Origin of the sequence: Paenibacillus sp. FSL R7-0312 (assembly GCF_038004445.1) — a bacterium.
Taxonomy (GTDB): Bacteria; Bacillota; Bacilli; order Paenibacillales; family Paenibacillaceae; genus Paenibacillus_AQ.
On the sequence record NZ_JBBORE010000001.1, the window covers coordinates 2,440,154 to 2,455,823 of the forward strand.

The window sequence follows — 15,670 nt, forward strand, 5'->3', positions numbered from 1 at the left end:
TAACCTTATGGAAATTACCATGAAGTAGCCTATTCCAACCAAAAAGACAGCCGGAATGGCTGCCTTTTTTGGGGAGAAAGAGCTTAACGCAGCAAACTCTCTCCATTGGACGCAATAACGTCCTTATACCAGTGGAAGGATTTTTTGCGGTAGCGCTCAAGTGTGCCGGTATTGTCGTCGTGGCGGTCAACATAAATGAAGCCGTAACGTTTGCTGAGCTGTGCGGTTGAAGCGCTGACCAGGTCAATACAGCCCCATGAGGTGTAGCCCATGACATCTACGCCGTCCTCGATTGCTTCACCCACCTGCACCAGGTGGTCATTCAAATACCCAATCCGGTAGTCGTCATTGACGGTCGGCACACCGTCTTCGCCGGTGATCAGCTCGTCCTTGGCGCCGAGACCATTTTCTACAATAAACAATGGCTTCTGGTAACGGTCATGGAACATGTTCAGTACATAACGCAGACCTTGCGGGTCAATCTGCCAGCCCCATTCGGAAGCCTTCAGGTAGGGATTGGCTGCACCGCTGAACAGGTTAGCTTCGTTCTGATTGCGCTTATTGTTGTCTCCCGTTTCACAGATGCTCACATAATAGCTGAAGGAGATGAAGTCTACCGTGTGCTTCAGAATCTCGGCATCGCCAGGCTGCATATGGATTTCAATACCGTTCTCTCTGAAGTAACGCTTCATATAGCCCGGATATACGCCTCTCGCATGAACATCTCCGAAGAAATAGTTCATATGCTCCGACTTCATCGCTGCGATTACATCATCCGGGTTCGGAGTGAGCGGATAAGTCGGCATACTAAGGATCATACAGCCGATCTGGGCCTGCGGGTTAATCTCGTGACTGAGCTTCACGGCCAGCGCACTGGCTACCAGCTCGTGATGGATTGCCTGATACAGATCCTGCTTGCTGAGCTGCTCCTTCGGCGTGTAAATACCACCGCTCATGAACGGTTCATGCAGAATGGAGTTGATCTCGTTAAAGGTCAGCCAATATTTCACTTTGTTCTTGTAGCGGGTGAATACCGTTCTCGCATACCTTTCGTAGAAGCCGACTAAATCGCGGTTAACCCAGCCGTTATAGTGCTTGGACAAATGCAGCGGAGTTTCATAGTGGGAGAGGGTAACGAGCGGCTCGATGCCGTATTTATGCAGTTCGTCGAACAGATCATCATAGAACTGCAGGCCTTGCTCATTAGGCTCCAGCTCATCACCGTTCGGGAAAATCCGCGACCAGGCAATGGAGGTACGGAAGACTTTGAAGCCCATTTCGGCAAAAAGCTTCACATCCTCTTTGTACCGGTGGTAAAAGTCGATCCCGACCAGCTTCATATTATCCTCAGTCGGAACTTCAGTAATCGGACCTTTGATCCCTTGCGGAGCGACGTCCTGGGTCGACCAGCCTTTGCCGTCCTCATTATATGCGCCTTCAAGCTGGTTGGCAGCTACAGCGCCGCCCCACAGAAAGCCTTCAGGAAACTTAATACTCATGCAATATCCCGCCTTTTATAGTTATGGATTCAGATATGGTAAGCTAATAATATGTCCTATAATGGAATGCTAAATGTTGAAACGCGTTACATGTCAAGTGTTTTTTTGGGAGATAACAATTTATATAAGGAGAAGCCTCATGTCGAATCTTGATCAAATTGCCAAGCTGTCGGGATTCTCCAAAGCCACCGTGTCGCGTGTGCTGAATCATTCCCCCCATGTGAGCCTGGCGACGCGGGATACCATCATGAAGATCATGGATGAGCAGGATTACGTGCCGAACGGCAATGCTATTTCCTTATCCAAAGGGCAGACGGAACAGATCGGTATGGTTACGGAAGGGATCAACGAAGTGATGCTGCCGTTTCTGAACAGCTTCGTTGAGACCGCCAGCCAGTATGGCTACCAGACGATCATTTATACTTCCGGAGGTGATCCGGCCAAAGAGCTGCAGGCCTTCGAGGATATGCGGCGGAAAAGAGTTGATGCGCTGGTCATCAGCACCTGTGTCAACGATCTGGAGCTCCTCAGCTCCTATGGCAAGTACGGGCCGATGGTGTCCTGGCAGCGGATGGAGCGGCCGGAAATTCAGAGCGTCGCCATGAACCAATATGACGGATATATGCTGGGGCTGGAGCATGTGATTAAGCAGGGATATACGCGGATCGCCAATGCTTTTGGCAGGCCGACCAGCATGAATACCTCCGGGCGGATGCAGGCGTATCAAGACATTGCCCGCAAATACGCGCTTCCGGTTAATCCGGACTGGTCGCCTACCGGCATCTATTCTATCCGCCAGGGGGAACAGCTGGTCCGCGAGCTGCTGCTGAATCCGGGCGAGCGACCGAATGTCATTCTGTGCGCCAATGATCTGGTAGCGGCAGGTGTGCTGAACGAGGCCCGGAGGATGGGTGTGAAGGTGCCGGAGGAGCTGGCGGTTGTCGGATTCGATAATACCGAGCTGGCTCATACGCTGGGGATTACCTCGATCTATAATCCGATTGCCGCACAGGCGCAGAATGCCTTTCAGCTGATATTCGGCAGGCTCAAAGGCACGGAAGCGGAGCAGCAGCAGCTGGAGTTTCAGCTGGTGAAGCGGGCTACTACGTAAGGGGAAGCGGCTGCGGTCCTGGCCGGCGGCGCTGGGCCGGGAGATGTAGGGGCGGCGCAGAACGAAGTGACAAGGGGCAAGTGACAATTGATAAAGTGACAAAGTAACTTTATTCCTGCATCAAATACAACATTTCCCGCGTCATATCGACTATAATCGAAAATTGTTGTATGAAATGCAGCAATCCCCGTCTATTAAACGGATTAGCGGGAAAATTCCTGTATTTCATACAACAATCCGCCTGTGCACCCGGGTTTCACTGGCTCGAAGCTGTAGTTTATACAACATTTTGTCTCTGCGGGGTGGACAGTAAGAGCAAGAGCGAGAGTAAGCGTAAGTAGTAAGTAGTAAGTAGTAAGTAGTAAGTAGTAAGGAGTAAAGTTGAGCTCTGAAGCAGCCGTGGATCAAATGCGGCTGCTTTTTTGCGTCTAAGCCGTGCGCGGATGAAGGGTTGGGTAGGTAGGAGGATAAGAGGAGGAGTGGGAAGTTGCGGACTCCAGTGCGCTTATCCTCCGGATTCGGCACATTGCTTCGGGCCAGCGGACTCAGGAGTCCGCAAGCCGAGCGAAAAGGCCCTTTTACGGGAAATAAGCGCTTCTGAGTCCGCAACGGCGCGTCCGGCGGGTACCGCACCTGAGTGGCTTCGAGAATTATCAGTGACTAGTTGCGCTGCAGCACCCGGTCCAGCTATCTATGCCCGCAATCGTTCCTTGTGTTCCCGCAAGAGGGTAGTCTCAAAAGTGTGCGGCAAATAAGGAGCAGAAGTGCTCTTGAATCCGCCGGAAGCGGGGCGTCCCGTACAAACAAAGGGCCGTGACAAGCAGCCAATCCTGGCGCTTAACACAGCCCTTGTAACTTGCCGCAGGCCTCAGAAAATAATCTTCTGCGCCGCCATAATCCGGCCGATTTCAAAGATAGCGGCACACTCTGCGAAGTGAACCTCGGAGATCACGGAATGATCATGCGTTCTGTAGTAATACTTGCCGTCGGTATACACATGATCATAGATTGGACTGATGTCATATACCGAAGTGGGGTAGAGCTCCCCTTCGCCCTTGATGATTCCCGCAGCCACCGAATGATGTCCGGAGCCTTCTACGAAGCAGATGCCCATTGGAAGCCACAGTGTGACTTCATGGCCTATATCTTGTCTCCAGCTGCCGTTCAGGGTGCCTTCCCCTATGCGGATCAGACTGTCGCGTAATTTCCGGGGAATCCAGGGGGAGGGGAAGACGAGGTCACGCGCCAGGTTAATGATCCTGCTGCTGTTGTCGATCTGCCTCATCAGGAAGTGGAAGCTCTGTCTGTCCTCTGTAACCTCTGCCCACTCATCAAAGAACAGGTTGTCCGAGAAAATCCGCTCCATCTGGTCGATCTCACCGTAGAGCGCGGGCATCAGCATCAGCTGGCTCTGAATCCGTCTGCCTATGAGCCTTATGAAGTCCACAATCGGATGAGTCTCCGGCTGGAAGTAGCCGTAATTGATATCGTAATAAAAACCGAGATTCTCATTGATTAAATCCTTGGCAAATGCCATGAGATTATCGAATTCTTGTTTCGTGTTCATGCAAAAGCTGCTCCTTCAGTCGTATGATATTTGCTTATCATATTATGCACTATACCCATATGTCTGTGATGAATACAGCAGGGAATGACTGGATTGTTCAAATATAATATCTTAGGTGCATTCTACAACGGGAATCCACTATAATATTGTGAATGATTAGCTTCTGGAGGCAGAGGCAGAGGCAGAGGCGGAGAGGGGCAGCGGATGATTTCAATTCTGGTTGTTGACGATGATGCCCATATCAGGGAACTGATTGAGCTGTATTTATCGATGGAGGGTTACAAAGTAGTTCAGGCAGCAGACGGCAACGAAGCCTCCGGCCTTATGGAGAGGCATTCCTTCCAGCTTGCCATTATCGATATTATGATGCCCGGTAAAGACGGCTGGGAGCTGTGCAGGGAAATCCGTGAGCGTTACGATATGCCGGTGCTGATGGTGACGGCCAAGGGGGAAAGCGAGGACCGGGTGAAAGGATTTCAGCTGGGCACGGATGATTACGTAGTAAAGCCGTTTGATCTTAGAGAGCTGATCCTGCGGGTCAAGGTCATTCTGCGCAGATCCAAGGTCAACGAGACAGGTCTGGCCTCTGTTGGCGGCGTAAAACTGGATATACGGACTATGGAAGCAGTCTGGAACGGTGTGAACGTCACGCTGCCGCTTAAGGAATTTCAACTGTTGTTCAAGCTGGCCAGCAGCCCGGGCCAAGTCTTTTCCAGAGAGCAGCTGATCAGTGATATATGGGGGCTTGAATTTGATGGCAGCGACCGGACGATTGATACACATGTGAAGAAGCTCCGCAAAAAATTCGCAGGCGACCCGCCGCCGTTCGAAATTGCTTCGATCCGCGGCCTGGGCTACAGGCTGACAGGAGCCGCCGATGATTAAAACGCTATACGTCCGCGTAATCGTAACCTTTATCATTGTGGTGGCTGTGAGCCTGTCTGTGGCCTTTGTGGTCAGCTATAACGTCAATGAAGACCGGATATTTCATGAGCTGGAGGATGATCTGATCCAGTCTGGCAAATCCATGATTGAGCTGTATAAGTCCAACCGGACTGGTGACTGGAATGAACTGCTGCCGCAAATCTATACGATGCGCTCACAGGGTGTGCTTTTTGGGAGCGACGGGTCGGAGAGATTCCTGGGTACAGCCAAGGCGGAGAGCTTTGCCAGCCCGGAAGATGTGGAGAAGGTGCTGAACGGGGGCGTTCACCGGTTTGATTTCTCCAAACGGGGTATCCAGAGTACACGGACCATTGGGCTGCCTTTTGAAATGAACGGCCATAGCTATGCCCTGTTTCTGAAACCCCTGTACAAAGGGGCGCTGCTGCGGCTTAAGAATTCACTTATTCTGGCGTTGGCCCTGGCGCTGTTCATCGGCAGCATGCTGTATGTAATTGCCATTCACTGGCTGGTGAAGCCTATTAAAAGGCTGACGGTAATGACTACACGCATTGCGGAGGGTCATTTCGAGGAGCGGGTGCCGGACAAGCGGCAGGACGAGATCGGGGAGCTGGCCCGGAGCTTCAACAGGATGAGCGCTGAGCTCAGCCAGGTGGAGCAGCTGCGCAAGGAGTTTGTCTCCAATGTATCCCATGAAATTCAGTCTCCGCTGACTTCAATCAAAGGCTTCGCGGCGGCCATCCGCGATAACCGGCTGCCTGAAGAGCAGAACCGCCGTTATTTGAATATTATTGAAGAGGAGAGCGGCAGGCTGGCCCAGTTAAGCAGCAAGCTGCTGCATCTGTCTGCACTAGAGAGTATGCAGAGTCCGCTGAATGTCCGGGAGTACGAGCTGGACCAGCAGATACGCAAGGTATTCCTTTCTTTGCAGCCCCAGTGGCTGGGCAAATCCCTGGAGATTAATCTGTCTGACCTGCAGCCCGTACGAATTGCTGGTGATGAGCATCAGCTGGAGCAGGTCTGGCATAATCTCCTGTCCAACAGCGTGAAATATACGCCGTCCGGCGGGGAGATATCCGTCAGCGCAGAGGAAGCGGCGGGACAAGTAACCGTAGTCTTCCGCGATAACGGACAGGGGATCAGTGAGGAGGATCTGCCCCGCATCTTTGACCGGTTCTACATGGGGGACAAGTCCAGAGACCGATCAGTGAAGAGCAGCGGACTGGGATTGTCAATTGTACGCAAGATCGTGGAGCTGCATGGAGGCACCATTGCTGTTCAGAGCCGCTCAGGTGAAGGAACGATTGTGACAGTTATGCTGCAGCAGGACATTCTCAGGACACAATAGCATTCTAAGATAGATTTCAAACCGAAAGGAGAGAAATCTTCATGAATAGCTTGTGGCGATTTATATTGAGAAACCGTTCTTCCGTAATTATGCTCACTCTGGCATTGGTCGTATCCGGTGTGTTGTCGGCCTTTGGCATACAGCAGGAGAAATATCCGAATGTGGAGATGCCAGCCCTTGTGATACAGGTCAAGTATCTTAATCATTCAGCAGAAGAAATAGAACGTGATATTACTATGCCTGTTGAGAGTACAATAGGAAATTTGCAGCCCTATGATGCCTTAACCAGCCAAACGTCTGCGGGCGGTGTCATTATTCAGGCTTCCTATGAATTTGGAACCGATATGAATAAGCTGGAGCAGGAGGTGGAAAGCGCCGTAGCGAAGCTGGGACTTCCTGAAGGTGCATCAGTGGCATACAAGCGGATATCCACTGATGCCAGACCGGTGTACCAGGTAGCACTGGCTTCTGCCGATGCTGCCGGACTGCAGCAGCAGATTACTGCTTCCCTTCTGCCGGAGCTTGGCCGGGTGGATGGGGTCAGTTCGGTGGATGCCAGCGGCTTGTCGGAACGGCAGCTTGTCATCAGCGTTGATGAGGCCAAGGCTGCCGCCAATGGAATTATGCTGTCCGATATCAGCACCGCCTTGAAGCAGTCGGAATATATCCTGCCGCTGGGCACTCTTGCCGAGCAGAACGGCAAAGCTGTGGTGAATCTGGAGGGCCGGGTGGCGGATCTTGCTGCGCTGCAAAATACGCCGCTTCCCTCAAAAACTACACCGGGTCTGCGCCTGTGGGATATTGCCACAATTACCGAAACGGAGCTGGCGGCCAATATTGCCCGATACAACGGGCAGCCTGCCGTACTGCTGGATGTATACAAAACCCAGGACAGCAATACAGCTGAAGTAGTGGATCAGGTGAAGGAGCAGCTGGAAGCGTTCCATAGCACAGTCTCCTTCGAATCCAATACGATCGTCGATCAGGGAGCGGATGTGACGGAATCGGTTCAATCCCTTCTGCATGAAGGCGCATTTGGTGCCCTATTTACCATCGTGGTCATTCTCCTGTTCCTCCGCAATATCAGAGCGACGCTGATTGCGGTAATTTCCTTACCGCTGTCCATTATGGGGACAATTATCGTGCTGAAAAGTATGGGCTATTCGCTTAATATTATGACGATGGGCGGTATGGCTGTGGCTGTCGGCCGTATTGTCGATGACAGCATAGTGGTCATAGAGAATATCTTCCGCTGGCTGCGCAAGGAACCGGACAAGAGCCGGACGGAGATTCTGGTGCATGCCGTCAAAGAGGTGGCCGGCGCGGTTACAGCCTCCACTGTAGCAACCGTTGTAGTATTTGTGCCGCTGGCTTTTGTGAAGGGTATTGTCGGGGAATTCTTCCGTCCCTTCTCTCTGGCTGTCGTTGTGTCCATTCTGCTGTCACTCCTGATTGCCTTCGTATTGATTCCTGTCCTGGCAGCGCTCCTGTTCAAGAAGCTGCCGGAGCACAGCGAATCCACCCGCCTCAGCAAAGGATATACCCGGCTCCTGCAGCAGGCGGTAGCTCACAAGGCAATGGTACTACTGGTAGCCTTGGCAATGCTCGCCGGTTCTGTCTTTTTTGCGTCGTCGATAAGCAAATCCTTTTTACCCTCTGAAGCTTCACAGGCACTTAAGATCCGGCTGGATCTCCCGGTGACTGCATCCCTGGAGCAGACTGATGCTATGGCCCGGAAAGTGGAGGATCAGTTAACGAAGATGGAGCAGGTGGAATACGTCCAGGCCTTCGTAGGCTCATCAGGAAATGTTCAAAGGCTGCAGCAAAATAAAACAGGAGATTATACCGCTGAATTACAAGTAGGACTTAGCAGTGAAAGTGAAATGCAGAGTATCCGTGAAGAACTGGAGCAGAGCCTTCCGGCACTGGTGCAAACCGGGTATCCCTCAGCCAGTGTAACCATAGATGAGCTTGTGAAGGATGGACCGCCTTCGGGCAGCAATGTGGAGGTGATTCTGTCCGGAGAGAGTATGACCGATCTGCTTGCTGCCTCGGCGCAGGCTTACGATATGATGGAGCAGAAGTCTGATTTGAAGAATCAGTCGACCTCGGCAGCGCAGCTTCAGAACGAGTATACATTGACACTTAAGGATACCGCCCGGCAAAAAGGTGTAAGTCCCGGGCTAATCTATCAGCAGGTCAAAGACCGGCTGCAGCCGGTATCCATAGGCATATTGAATCTGGAGGATCAGCATTATCAGACCACTCTTCGTTACAATCAGGATGTCGCGGGTGCTGAAGCGCTGATGGGTATAAAGGTTGCTACCGCGTCCGGTCCGGCGTTGCTGGGAGATCTTGCGGAGGCTGAGGTGATAGAGGTTCCTGCTACCATTCAGCATCAGAATGGTAAACTGGCTGTGAAGCTGACAGCCATGAGCAGCGGTGAGGAAATCGGAACTGTGACCAAGGAACTGAAAGGAGATATGGCAGCCCTGTCCCTGCCGGACGGCGTAAGCTGGGAAGTCGGAGGCGGCCAGAAGCTGATGCAGGACGGCTTCAAGGACCTGGGAACGGCAATGCTTCTTGCGGTTGTACTGGTATTTATAGTTCTGTTCATTACGTTCGGCGGATGTATCACTCCGGTGGTCATCCTGTCTTCGCTGCTGTTTGTTCCATTTGGCTCACTTGGTGCGCTGTATCTGGCAGGAGAATCTCTGTCCATGAGCGGAATGATCGGCATGCTCATGCTCATCGGGATTGTGGTTACCAATGCCGTAGTCATGCTGGAGAGAATTGAGACCAACCGCCGTTCAGGCATGGCGATTACTGAAGCTGTGATGGAAGCCTGCGTAGTTCGCGTTCGTCCGATCGTAATGACGGCACTGGCCACGGTGTGTGCCCTTATTCCGCTGGCCCTGTCCCAGTCAGGCTCAGGCGTAATCTCCAAAGGTCTGGCTATATCTGTGATCGGCGGGCTCAGTACCTCGACGCTGCTGACTCTGGTGTTCATTCCGGTAGTCTACAGTCTGCTAGGAAAGTGGCGGAGGTTGTAGCTTATGAAGAAGCAGGCGAAGAAGATGCTGGTGTATGCTGCAGCAGCGATTCTGGTGCTGTGCGGAGTAATGTCTGCAACCAAGCCCTCCGAGGAAAGATATAAGAGCTGGGTGCTGGACAAGGTATCGGAAAGAGCAAGCGGGGCCAATCCGTTAATGGGGCTCGGTCTATCACTGTTTGGTGAACGGATGATCAATGAAGGAACTGTGGTATCCGATTATGGAATTGTCAGGGTGTTTGAGACGGAATTTAAGGGCAAGCGGATTAAGGTATTAGGAGGCCTTGGCATGTTTGTACCGCTGGGCAAGCCGGCTGATCTCATAGAGCAGGGCTCCGACAAAGGCAGTACCGGGTGAATCAGCAGCCTGAAGAACCTGCGTATCCTTCTGGATGCACAACCTTCTATTCTACTGGCGGCAGTGTACAGCTGCGGGGCAGGCACCTAATAAATAATTCATAGCGTTAATCCCGGAAAAGGGTGTTCGGCAAAGCCATGAGGAGATGGCCTGCTGAACACCCTGCTTGAGCTGCATAGCATGCTGTCCATTTCGGAGATTAGCAGACTGATCAGCATTTCCCGCCAGGGGACGCAAAAAACGATCAACAATTTGCTCACTGAGGGCTATGTAGACACTGCTTCCAAGGAAGGGAACAGCCGTGACAAGCAGATTGTACTCACTCCGCGTGGCGCTAAGGTCTGCAGGAGTATGCAGAAGATCAAGCAAAGCATTGAAGCGGAGATTGCAGCCAAAATTGGCAAAGACCACGCAGAAACGCTGCGAATGCTGCTTAAAGAGGACTGGCTGTAGCGAAGGAAAGCTTCAAGAGAAAGCCCAAGAGAAAGCCTAAGAGGAAGCGTGATAAGAAAATCATCCGTTTTTGCCGCAGAAGCGTATAATAAGGGACGCAGATTATTTTTTATTTTCTGTGGGTAATATAAACCTAAAAAAAGTCGGGTGAGCTGATGAAGTCTTCGGTAAAAAGATTCCTGATTGGACGGCCGCTGAAGTCGGAGCAACTGGGTGAACAGAAATTAAACAAAACCAAAGCTCTTGCCATTCTATCCTCGGATGCCTTGTCTTCGGTTGCTTACGGTCCCGAGCAGATTCTGCTGGTTCTGATTACGATCAGTACAGCCGCATTCTGGTATTCGATTCCTATTGCAGCAGGAGTACTTGTACTGCTGACGGCGCTGATTCTCTCCTACAGGCAGATTATTTTTGCCTATCCCCAAGGCGGCGGAGCGTATATGGTATCCAAGGAGAACCTAGGCAAATATCCGGGGCTTGTGGCTGGCGGCTCCCTGCTGGTGGACTACATATTGACCGTGGCAGTAAGTGTATCGGCCGGAACGGATGCCATTACTTCTGCTTTTCCCAGTCTTCATTCTTATAATGTGATTATTGCCATCATCTTTGTTCTCCTGATTACGACACTGAATTTGCGGGGCGTTACGGAATCGGCCTCTTTCCTGGCTTATCCGGTCTATCTGTTCGTCCTAGCACTATTCGTTATGATCGGGCTTGGCTTGTTCAACATTGTGACCGGCAATGTACCGGCTGAACTTCATACCTCCCTGGGTACACCGGTGGCCGGAGTCAGCTTGTTCCTCCTCCTAAAGGCATTCTCTTCAGGGAGCTCCGCGCTGACAGGTGTGGAGGCCATATCGAATGCCATTCCTAACTTCAAGGCGCCGGCTCCGAACAATGCGGCCAAGACACTGGCTTCGATGGGCATACTTCTGGCGCTGTTATTCTCAGGGATTGTCTTCCTGGCTTATTATTACGGAATTGCTCCACGGGAAGAGGTTACGGTGGTTTCCGATATTGCCGAGCAGGTCTTCGGACGGAACTTCATGTATTTCTTCGTTCAGGGGACCACGGCACTGATTCTGATCCTGGCCGCCAATACCGGATATTCAGCGTTTCCGCTGCTGGCCGTGAATCTGGCCAAGGATAAATTCATTCCCCGGATGTTCACGGTCCGCGGCGACCGGCTGGGCTACTCTAACGGAATTCTCAGCCTCGGTGTCCTGTCGATTATTCTGATCATTGCTTTTAAGGGGCGGACCGAGCATCTGATTCCTCTGTATGCGGTAGGGGTGTTCATCCCCTTCACGCTCTCACAGACCGGCATGATGGTTAAATGGATCCGGCAGAAGCCGGAGGGCTGGCTGCCCAAGCTGATCATCAACACAACCGGGGCACTCATCAGCTTCATTGTTACTATTATGTTCTTCTTGACCAAATTCCCGCAAATCTGGCCGGTGCTGGTCTTCCTGCCGCTGATTATCCTGTTCTTCTACCGCATCCACAAGCATTATGAATCGGTGGCTGATCAGCTTCGGATTACAACCTGCGGTGAGCCACCGCTCGCAATTGAAGGGAATATCATTATTCTGCCGGTGGCCGGAATTACGCATGTAGTGGAGAATTCCCTGCGGTATGCCAAATCACTGGGCGCTGAACAGATTATTGCGGTACACATTCCGTTTGAACGGGAGGATGACGTGATATTCGAGGAGAAGTGGAAGAAATTCCATCCCGAGGTGCGGCTGGTGACGCTGTATTCGCCTTACCGCAGTATCATTCATCCGCTGACCAAGTTCATCGATACCGTCCAGCGCAAAGCAAGCGAATCGAATTATCAGGTTACTGTAATCGTTCCGCAATTCATTCCGAAGAAAGGCTGGCATAACATCCTGCATAACCAATCCAGCCTCCTGATCCGCGCGCACCTGCTGTACCGCAGAAATGTAATTATCACTACTGTGCCTTATCATTTGAAAAAATAACTGCTTGTTGCACGCAAAAAGCCCCCAGCCACGGATGACCACAGGCCGGGGGCTTTTATAAGCTTGAGGCTAATCTTGCTTTTCTCCCAACAGGAGCATATGGTAAGCTAAACTGTGACCTTCCGGATGATAGGAGATTCGCCTCTAGCCGGTTCGGTTAAGCAATAGCAACAGGCAGCGGATGGAGGGATAGTGGTTGAAAGAACAGGGTTTGAACGGATTCAAAGTTAAGACTGTACTAATGATGATGATGCTTGTGCTGCTGCTCACAGGCTGCGCGCAGGGAACGGCCCATATGACGGTGAAGAAGAACGGTTCTCTCGATCTGGCCTTCAGTCTGCTGCTGGATTCCCGGGCGGAGAAGCTGGTCAGCGGTAAAATAGAGGAGCTCCTGACCACAAGGCTCGCGGCCGCAGGGATTGAGCTGAACAAAACGGCAAGCGGTAAATCTACAGAATATCAGTTTCTGAAATCCTATGCTTCGATCGAGGAGCTGCAGTCCAGCGGCAGCAGTCTCGATATAGTGGAGGCGGAGGTCGGGCAGACGGACAGATGGCTGTATACCCGTTACGATGTAGTGGCCCAGCCTAAGCTGAACGCCTATTCGGATGAAATTATTGATGGCATCGGCAGCTTAAGCGTGCCTAAATCTCTTGTGCGGCTGCTGATGGGGACCTTCTCCGTGGATTTCAAATTAACGATTCCCTATGATCTGTACGGGCCTAATAATGCGGCGGAACAAGACGGCAATACCTTAACGTGGCATATTTCACTTGCGGATTCCGAGCCGCTGCGTCTGGCTGTATACGTGCCGGATATCAGGAATATTGCGATCGCTGGCGGCGGCCTCCTGCTGATTCTGGGCGTACTTATTACGTTCTTTATCCGGTCAAAAAAATCACGTAAGCCCAAATCCGCGCCTGGGGGCCCTGCCTTTAATAATCATCGGGCACAGCCTTAGGCCTCGAGCTGAAGTTGTCGCGGTATTGGCCGGGAGTCATCCCCTCCTGCTTGCGGAAGGAGCGGATGAAGTTCTGCGAATTGTTGTATCTGAGGCGTGAGGCGATATCCTTCACCGGCATATCGGTTTCCTCCAGCCATTTCTTCGCCATTTTGAAGCGGTACATTGTAAGGTAGTCACTGAAGTAATACTGGGTCTCCTTACGGAACACACTGCTGATATAGTTGGCGTTATAATGCAGCCGGGAAGCACATTCCTCCAGCGTTAGATCCTTGTCATACTCATGCTGGACGATGTCGATCAGCTTCTCGGAGATGTTATGATACTGGGCATTCTGCCTGCTGTGGAAGATGGCGATGACCGGCTGGATGACGATGGTCCAGAACCAGTCTTCAATCTCCGCAACAATATGCAGATCCGTCAGCTCTTCGAACAATGAACCGTTGGCATGATAGATCTGATTCAGCGTAATCCCCGATTCCTGCATCATAATGAGCGTATTGTTCAGCAGCCGCGTCAGCGGAATCTGGTATTCCTGCGGTGAGAGCCCCAGCGCAAAAATACACTTGAACAGCTTATGCAGCAATTCCTTCGCCTTATCGCTGTCCGCCAGCTTGATGGCATCCATCAGGTCATTTTCGGTATGGGTAGGGTAGTTCAGATTGAGATAATGTTTGCCGGAGTTAATGTTCTCGTACTGGATGATGATGCCTTTGCCGAGCGTGATCCGGTGCTTCAAGGCTTCCAGGCCTTCCCTGTAGGCAATGGACATTTTATCAAAAGAGTGGAACGGCAGACTAAGCCCGATGCTGACCTGCAGCTTCAGGTAATTATTAATCTCCTGCTGCAGCTTCTCCGTCAAGGCATAGAGCGTACGGTGAAAAGATTCCGTATTGCCGTCACTGCTGCCAATTACGGTCGCCAGGGCATGCCCCATCATCACAGGGGTTAGCCTGTTATCCTCCGATACCAATTCCTGGGTCATATTATGCGCCGCGAATAACAGCAGATTGAGATCCTTTTTCTCATAGCTGCTCTCCTCGGAGAAGTCGATGCTCAGCGTAATGACAGCCATCGTCTTCCATTCCTCCACCTGCTTGCGGTACCCGTATTGCTCCAGTTCCTCCAGCAGCTCACGTTTCCTCAGATTGCCCTGAAAGGCCTGAATCAGGAAGAAGGTCCGCACCTGCCCGATGTACTGGCTGACCTCTTTCTCCAGCTGTGATTTGGATTGGAACAGGGAATGCACCTGCTCGCCGATGAGCTGGAATTCATCCGTATGCCTTGCCCGCAGGCCCGGACGGCGCTGTCCCATCTGATTCAGCAGCCGTTCGATCGGAGTGTACATACGCCGGGAGCCCAGCCACGCCAGCAGCACAGACAGCAGCAGCATGAACGTACAGACAACTACCGTATAGGTGCCGATTTTGCCGGATTCACGGGTCAGACTCTCAATGGAAGTTACCGACAGGTAGATCCATCCGTTGAGCGGGGAGCGCATATAGGTTATGGAATAATCTTCTTTGTTGATTTCGGTTTTGAATTGCCCTGAGGGCTCGGCTGCTGCGGCAATCCGCTGGAAGCCCGTGAATCCCCCTGCTTCGGCGGGCTGGCCGATCAGGTTACGATCAGGATGGAGCAGAATCCGACCGGATTCGTCCAGCATAATAATGCTGTCCAGCGGCTGCACATCGGAGTTGATGAAATCCTGGAGACTGCAGGCGGGAATATTGGCCATGGCGAGCCCGTATTTCTGGAGCTTGGTGGTAGGGAGCTTCTTAATCAGGCTGATGCTGTAATTGCAGCCGGTAACGTTAATACTCTCTTCGCTGTAGAACAGGGAGGAGGGATTCAGCACCCAGGACGATGTGCCTTGAATATTCATCAGGTTCGTGAGCTGCTCGTAATTCTGGTATTCATTCAGGCGGTAGAGTCCGGAATTCTTGATCATCCAGTTCTGCCGCTGATTTAATAGAATGACATCCTCCAGCTTCGTATCGAAAGATTGCATGTTGCGGATTTCATTTCTTATGTCATTATATAAAATGAAATCGGTTACATTTAGCGGGTTATTGAGCGCTTTTTTCAGCACAGAGGAGTTCACTACCTGATTCAAGGTCTGGTTGACAGTGGTAAGCTTATGTTCTACATTTGAGGTAATTTGTAAAATAAGTTCCATTTTGCTTTCGTTAACATTTTTTTGAATTTCCTTGGAGGATGTGAAATAAGAGAAAGAACCAATGAACAGCACCGGCAGGATGCTGATGGCAAAAGCGAACATCGTTAATTTACTCAGAAAGCTTAAATGTTTCACCGGGTTCAGCACCTTTGCTTGAAGTAGTCGTAATCGCTGCTTTAAGTGTATGCATCACGAAGGATAATAACAATAATCATCTGGTGCCGCAATAATCATTTTCTCTAATAATCTCTCTA

11 protein-coding genes are annotated in these 15,670 nt (G+C 51.4%); 8 read left to right on the forward strand and 3 right to left on the reverse strand.

The genetic code is table 11. The features are described 5' to 3' along the window. Positions 1-83: 83 nt before the first annotated feature. Positions 84-1,499, reverse strand: coding sequence for a glycoside hydrolase family 1 protein (locus tag MKX70_RS10775; protein ID WP_042239555.1), 1,416 nt, complete (start codon positions 1,497-1,499; stop codon positions 84-86). A 139-nt stretch (positions 1,500-1,638) separates the two neighbouring features. On the opposite strand from MKX70_RS10775, the gene MKX70_RS10780 reads away from it, so the two are divergent. Continuing rightward, complete coding sequence (locus MKX70_RS10780; RefSeq protein ID WP_042239553.1) at positions 1,639-2,610, forward strand: LacI family DNA-binding transcriptional regulator; 972 nt, start codon at positions 1,639-1,641, stop codon at positions 2,608-2,610. 868 nt (positions 2,611-3,478) lie between these two features. Here the strand turns inward: MKX70_RS10780 and MKX70_RS10785 are convergent. Continuing rightward, positions 3,479-4,177 carry a DUF6710 family protein gene (locus tag MKX70_RS10785; RefSeq protein WP_340782525.1) on the reverse strand — a complete coding sequence of 233 codons (699 nt, stop codon included), beginning with the start codon at positions 4,175-4,177 and terminating at the stop codon, positions 3,479-3,481. Positions 4,178-4,381: 204 nt separating this feature from the next. Between MKX70_RS10785 and MKX70_RS10790 the strand changes: the two genes are divergently transcribed. From MKX70_RS10790 to MKX70_RS10820, 7 genes are all read left to right on the forward strand, one after another. Further along, positions 4,382-5,062: a response regulator transcription factor gene (locus MKX70_RS10790; RefSeq protein ID WP_340782528.1), complete on the forward strand. Its 681-nt coding sequence runs from the start codon at positions 4,382-4,384 to the stop codon at positions 5,060-5,062. Next, positions 5,055-6,428, forward strand: coding sequence for a sensor histidine kinase (locus MKX70_RS10795; protein WP_340839996.1), 1,374 nt, complete (start codon positions 5,055-5,057; stop codon positions 6,426-6,428). Before MKX70_RS10790 ends, MKX70_RS10795 begins: the two co-directional genes overlap by 8 nt. A gap of 41 nt (positions 6,429-6,469) precedes the next feature. Then, a complete protein-coding gene (locus MKX70_RS10800; RefSeq protein ID WP_340839997.1) occupies positions 6,470-9,481 on the forward strand; it encodes an efflux RND transporter permease subunit in 3,012 nt (1,003 codons plus the stop codon). A gap of 3 nt (positions 9,482-9,484) precedes the next feature. Beyond that, positions 9,485-9,838 (forward strand): hypothetical protein, encoded by a 354-nt coding sequence (locus tag MKX70_RS10805; RefSeq protein WP_042239547.1) that lies wholly within the window; start codon positions 9,485-9,487, stop codon positions 9,836-9,838. Positions 9,839-10,018: 180 nt separating this feature from the next. Then, the gene (locus tag MKX70_RS10810; RefSeq protein WP_340782534.1) at positions 10,019-10,291 is read left to right on the forward strand and encodes a hypothetical protein; all 273 of its coding nucleotides are present in this window, start codon (positions 10,019-10,021) and stop codon (positions 10,289-10,291) included. Between the two features lie 155 nt (positions 10,292-10,446). Beyond that, entirely contained in the window at positions 10,447-12,276 is a 1,830-nt protein-coding gene (locus MKX70_RS10815) for an APC family permease (RefSeq protein ID WP_340839998.1), read from the forward strand. 196 nt (positions 12,277-12,472) lie between these two features. Then, on the forward strand, positions 12,473-13,237 hold the full coding sequence (locus MKX70_RS10820; protein ID WP_340839999.1) for a hypothetical protein: 765 nt from the start codon (positions 12,473-12,475) through the stop codon (positions 13,235-13,237). Here the strand turns inward: MKX70_RS10820 and MKX70_RS10825 are convergent. Beyond that, on the reverse strand, positions 13,212-15,551 hold the full coding sequence (locus tag MKX70_RS10825) for an AraC family transcriptional regulator (RefSeq protein WP_340840000.1): 2,340 nt from the start codon (positions 15,549-15,551) through the stop codon (positions 13,212-13,214). The two genes, MKX70_RS10820 and MKX70_RS10825, sit on opposite strands and share 26 nt — an antisense overlap. Positions 15,552-15,670: the final 119 nt, after the last annotated feature.

Coding starts and splice junctions, on each gene's coding strand:
- MKX70_RS10775 (WP_042239555.1), bottom strand. CDS start 1,499: ATGAGTATTAAGTTTCCTGAAGGCTTTCTGTGGGGCGGCGCTGTAGCT.
- MKX70_RS10780 (WP_042239553.1), top strand. CDS start 1,639: ATGTCGAATCTTGATCAAATTGCCAAGCTGTCGGGATTCTCCAAAGCC.
- MKX70_RS10785 (WP_340782525.1), bottom strand. CDS start 4,177: ATGAACACGAAACAAGAATTCGATAATCTCATGGCATTTGCCAAGGAT.
- MKX70_RS10790 (WP_340782528.1), top strand. CDS start 4,382: ATGATTTCAATTCTGGTTGTTGACGATGATGCCCATATCAGGGAACTG.
- MKX70_RS10795 (WP_340839996.1), top strand. CDS start 5,055: ATGATTAAAACGCTATACGTCCGCGTAATCGTAACCTTTATCATTGTG.
- MKX70_RS10800 (WP_340839997.1), top strand. CDS start 6,470: ATGAATAGCTTGTGGCGATTTATATTGAGAAACCGTTCTTCCGTAATT.
- MKX70_RS10805 (WP_042239547.1), top strand. CDS start 9,485: ATGAAGAAGCAGGCGAAGAAGATGCTGGTGTATGCTGCAGCAGCGATT.
- MKX70_RS10810 (WP_340782534.1), top strand. CDS start 10,019: ATGCTGTCCATTTCGGAGATTAGCAGACTGATCAGCATTTCCCGCCAG.
- MKX70_RS10815 (WP_340839998.1), top strand. CDS start 10,447: ATGAAGTCTTCGGTAAAAAGATTCCTGATTGGACGGCCGCTGAAGTCG.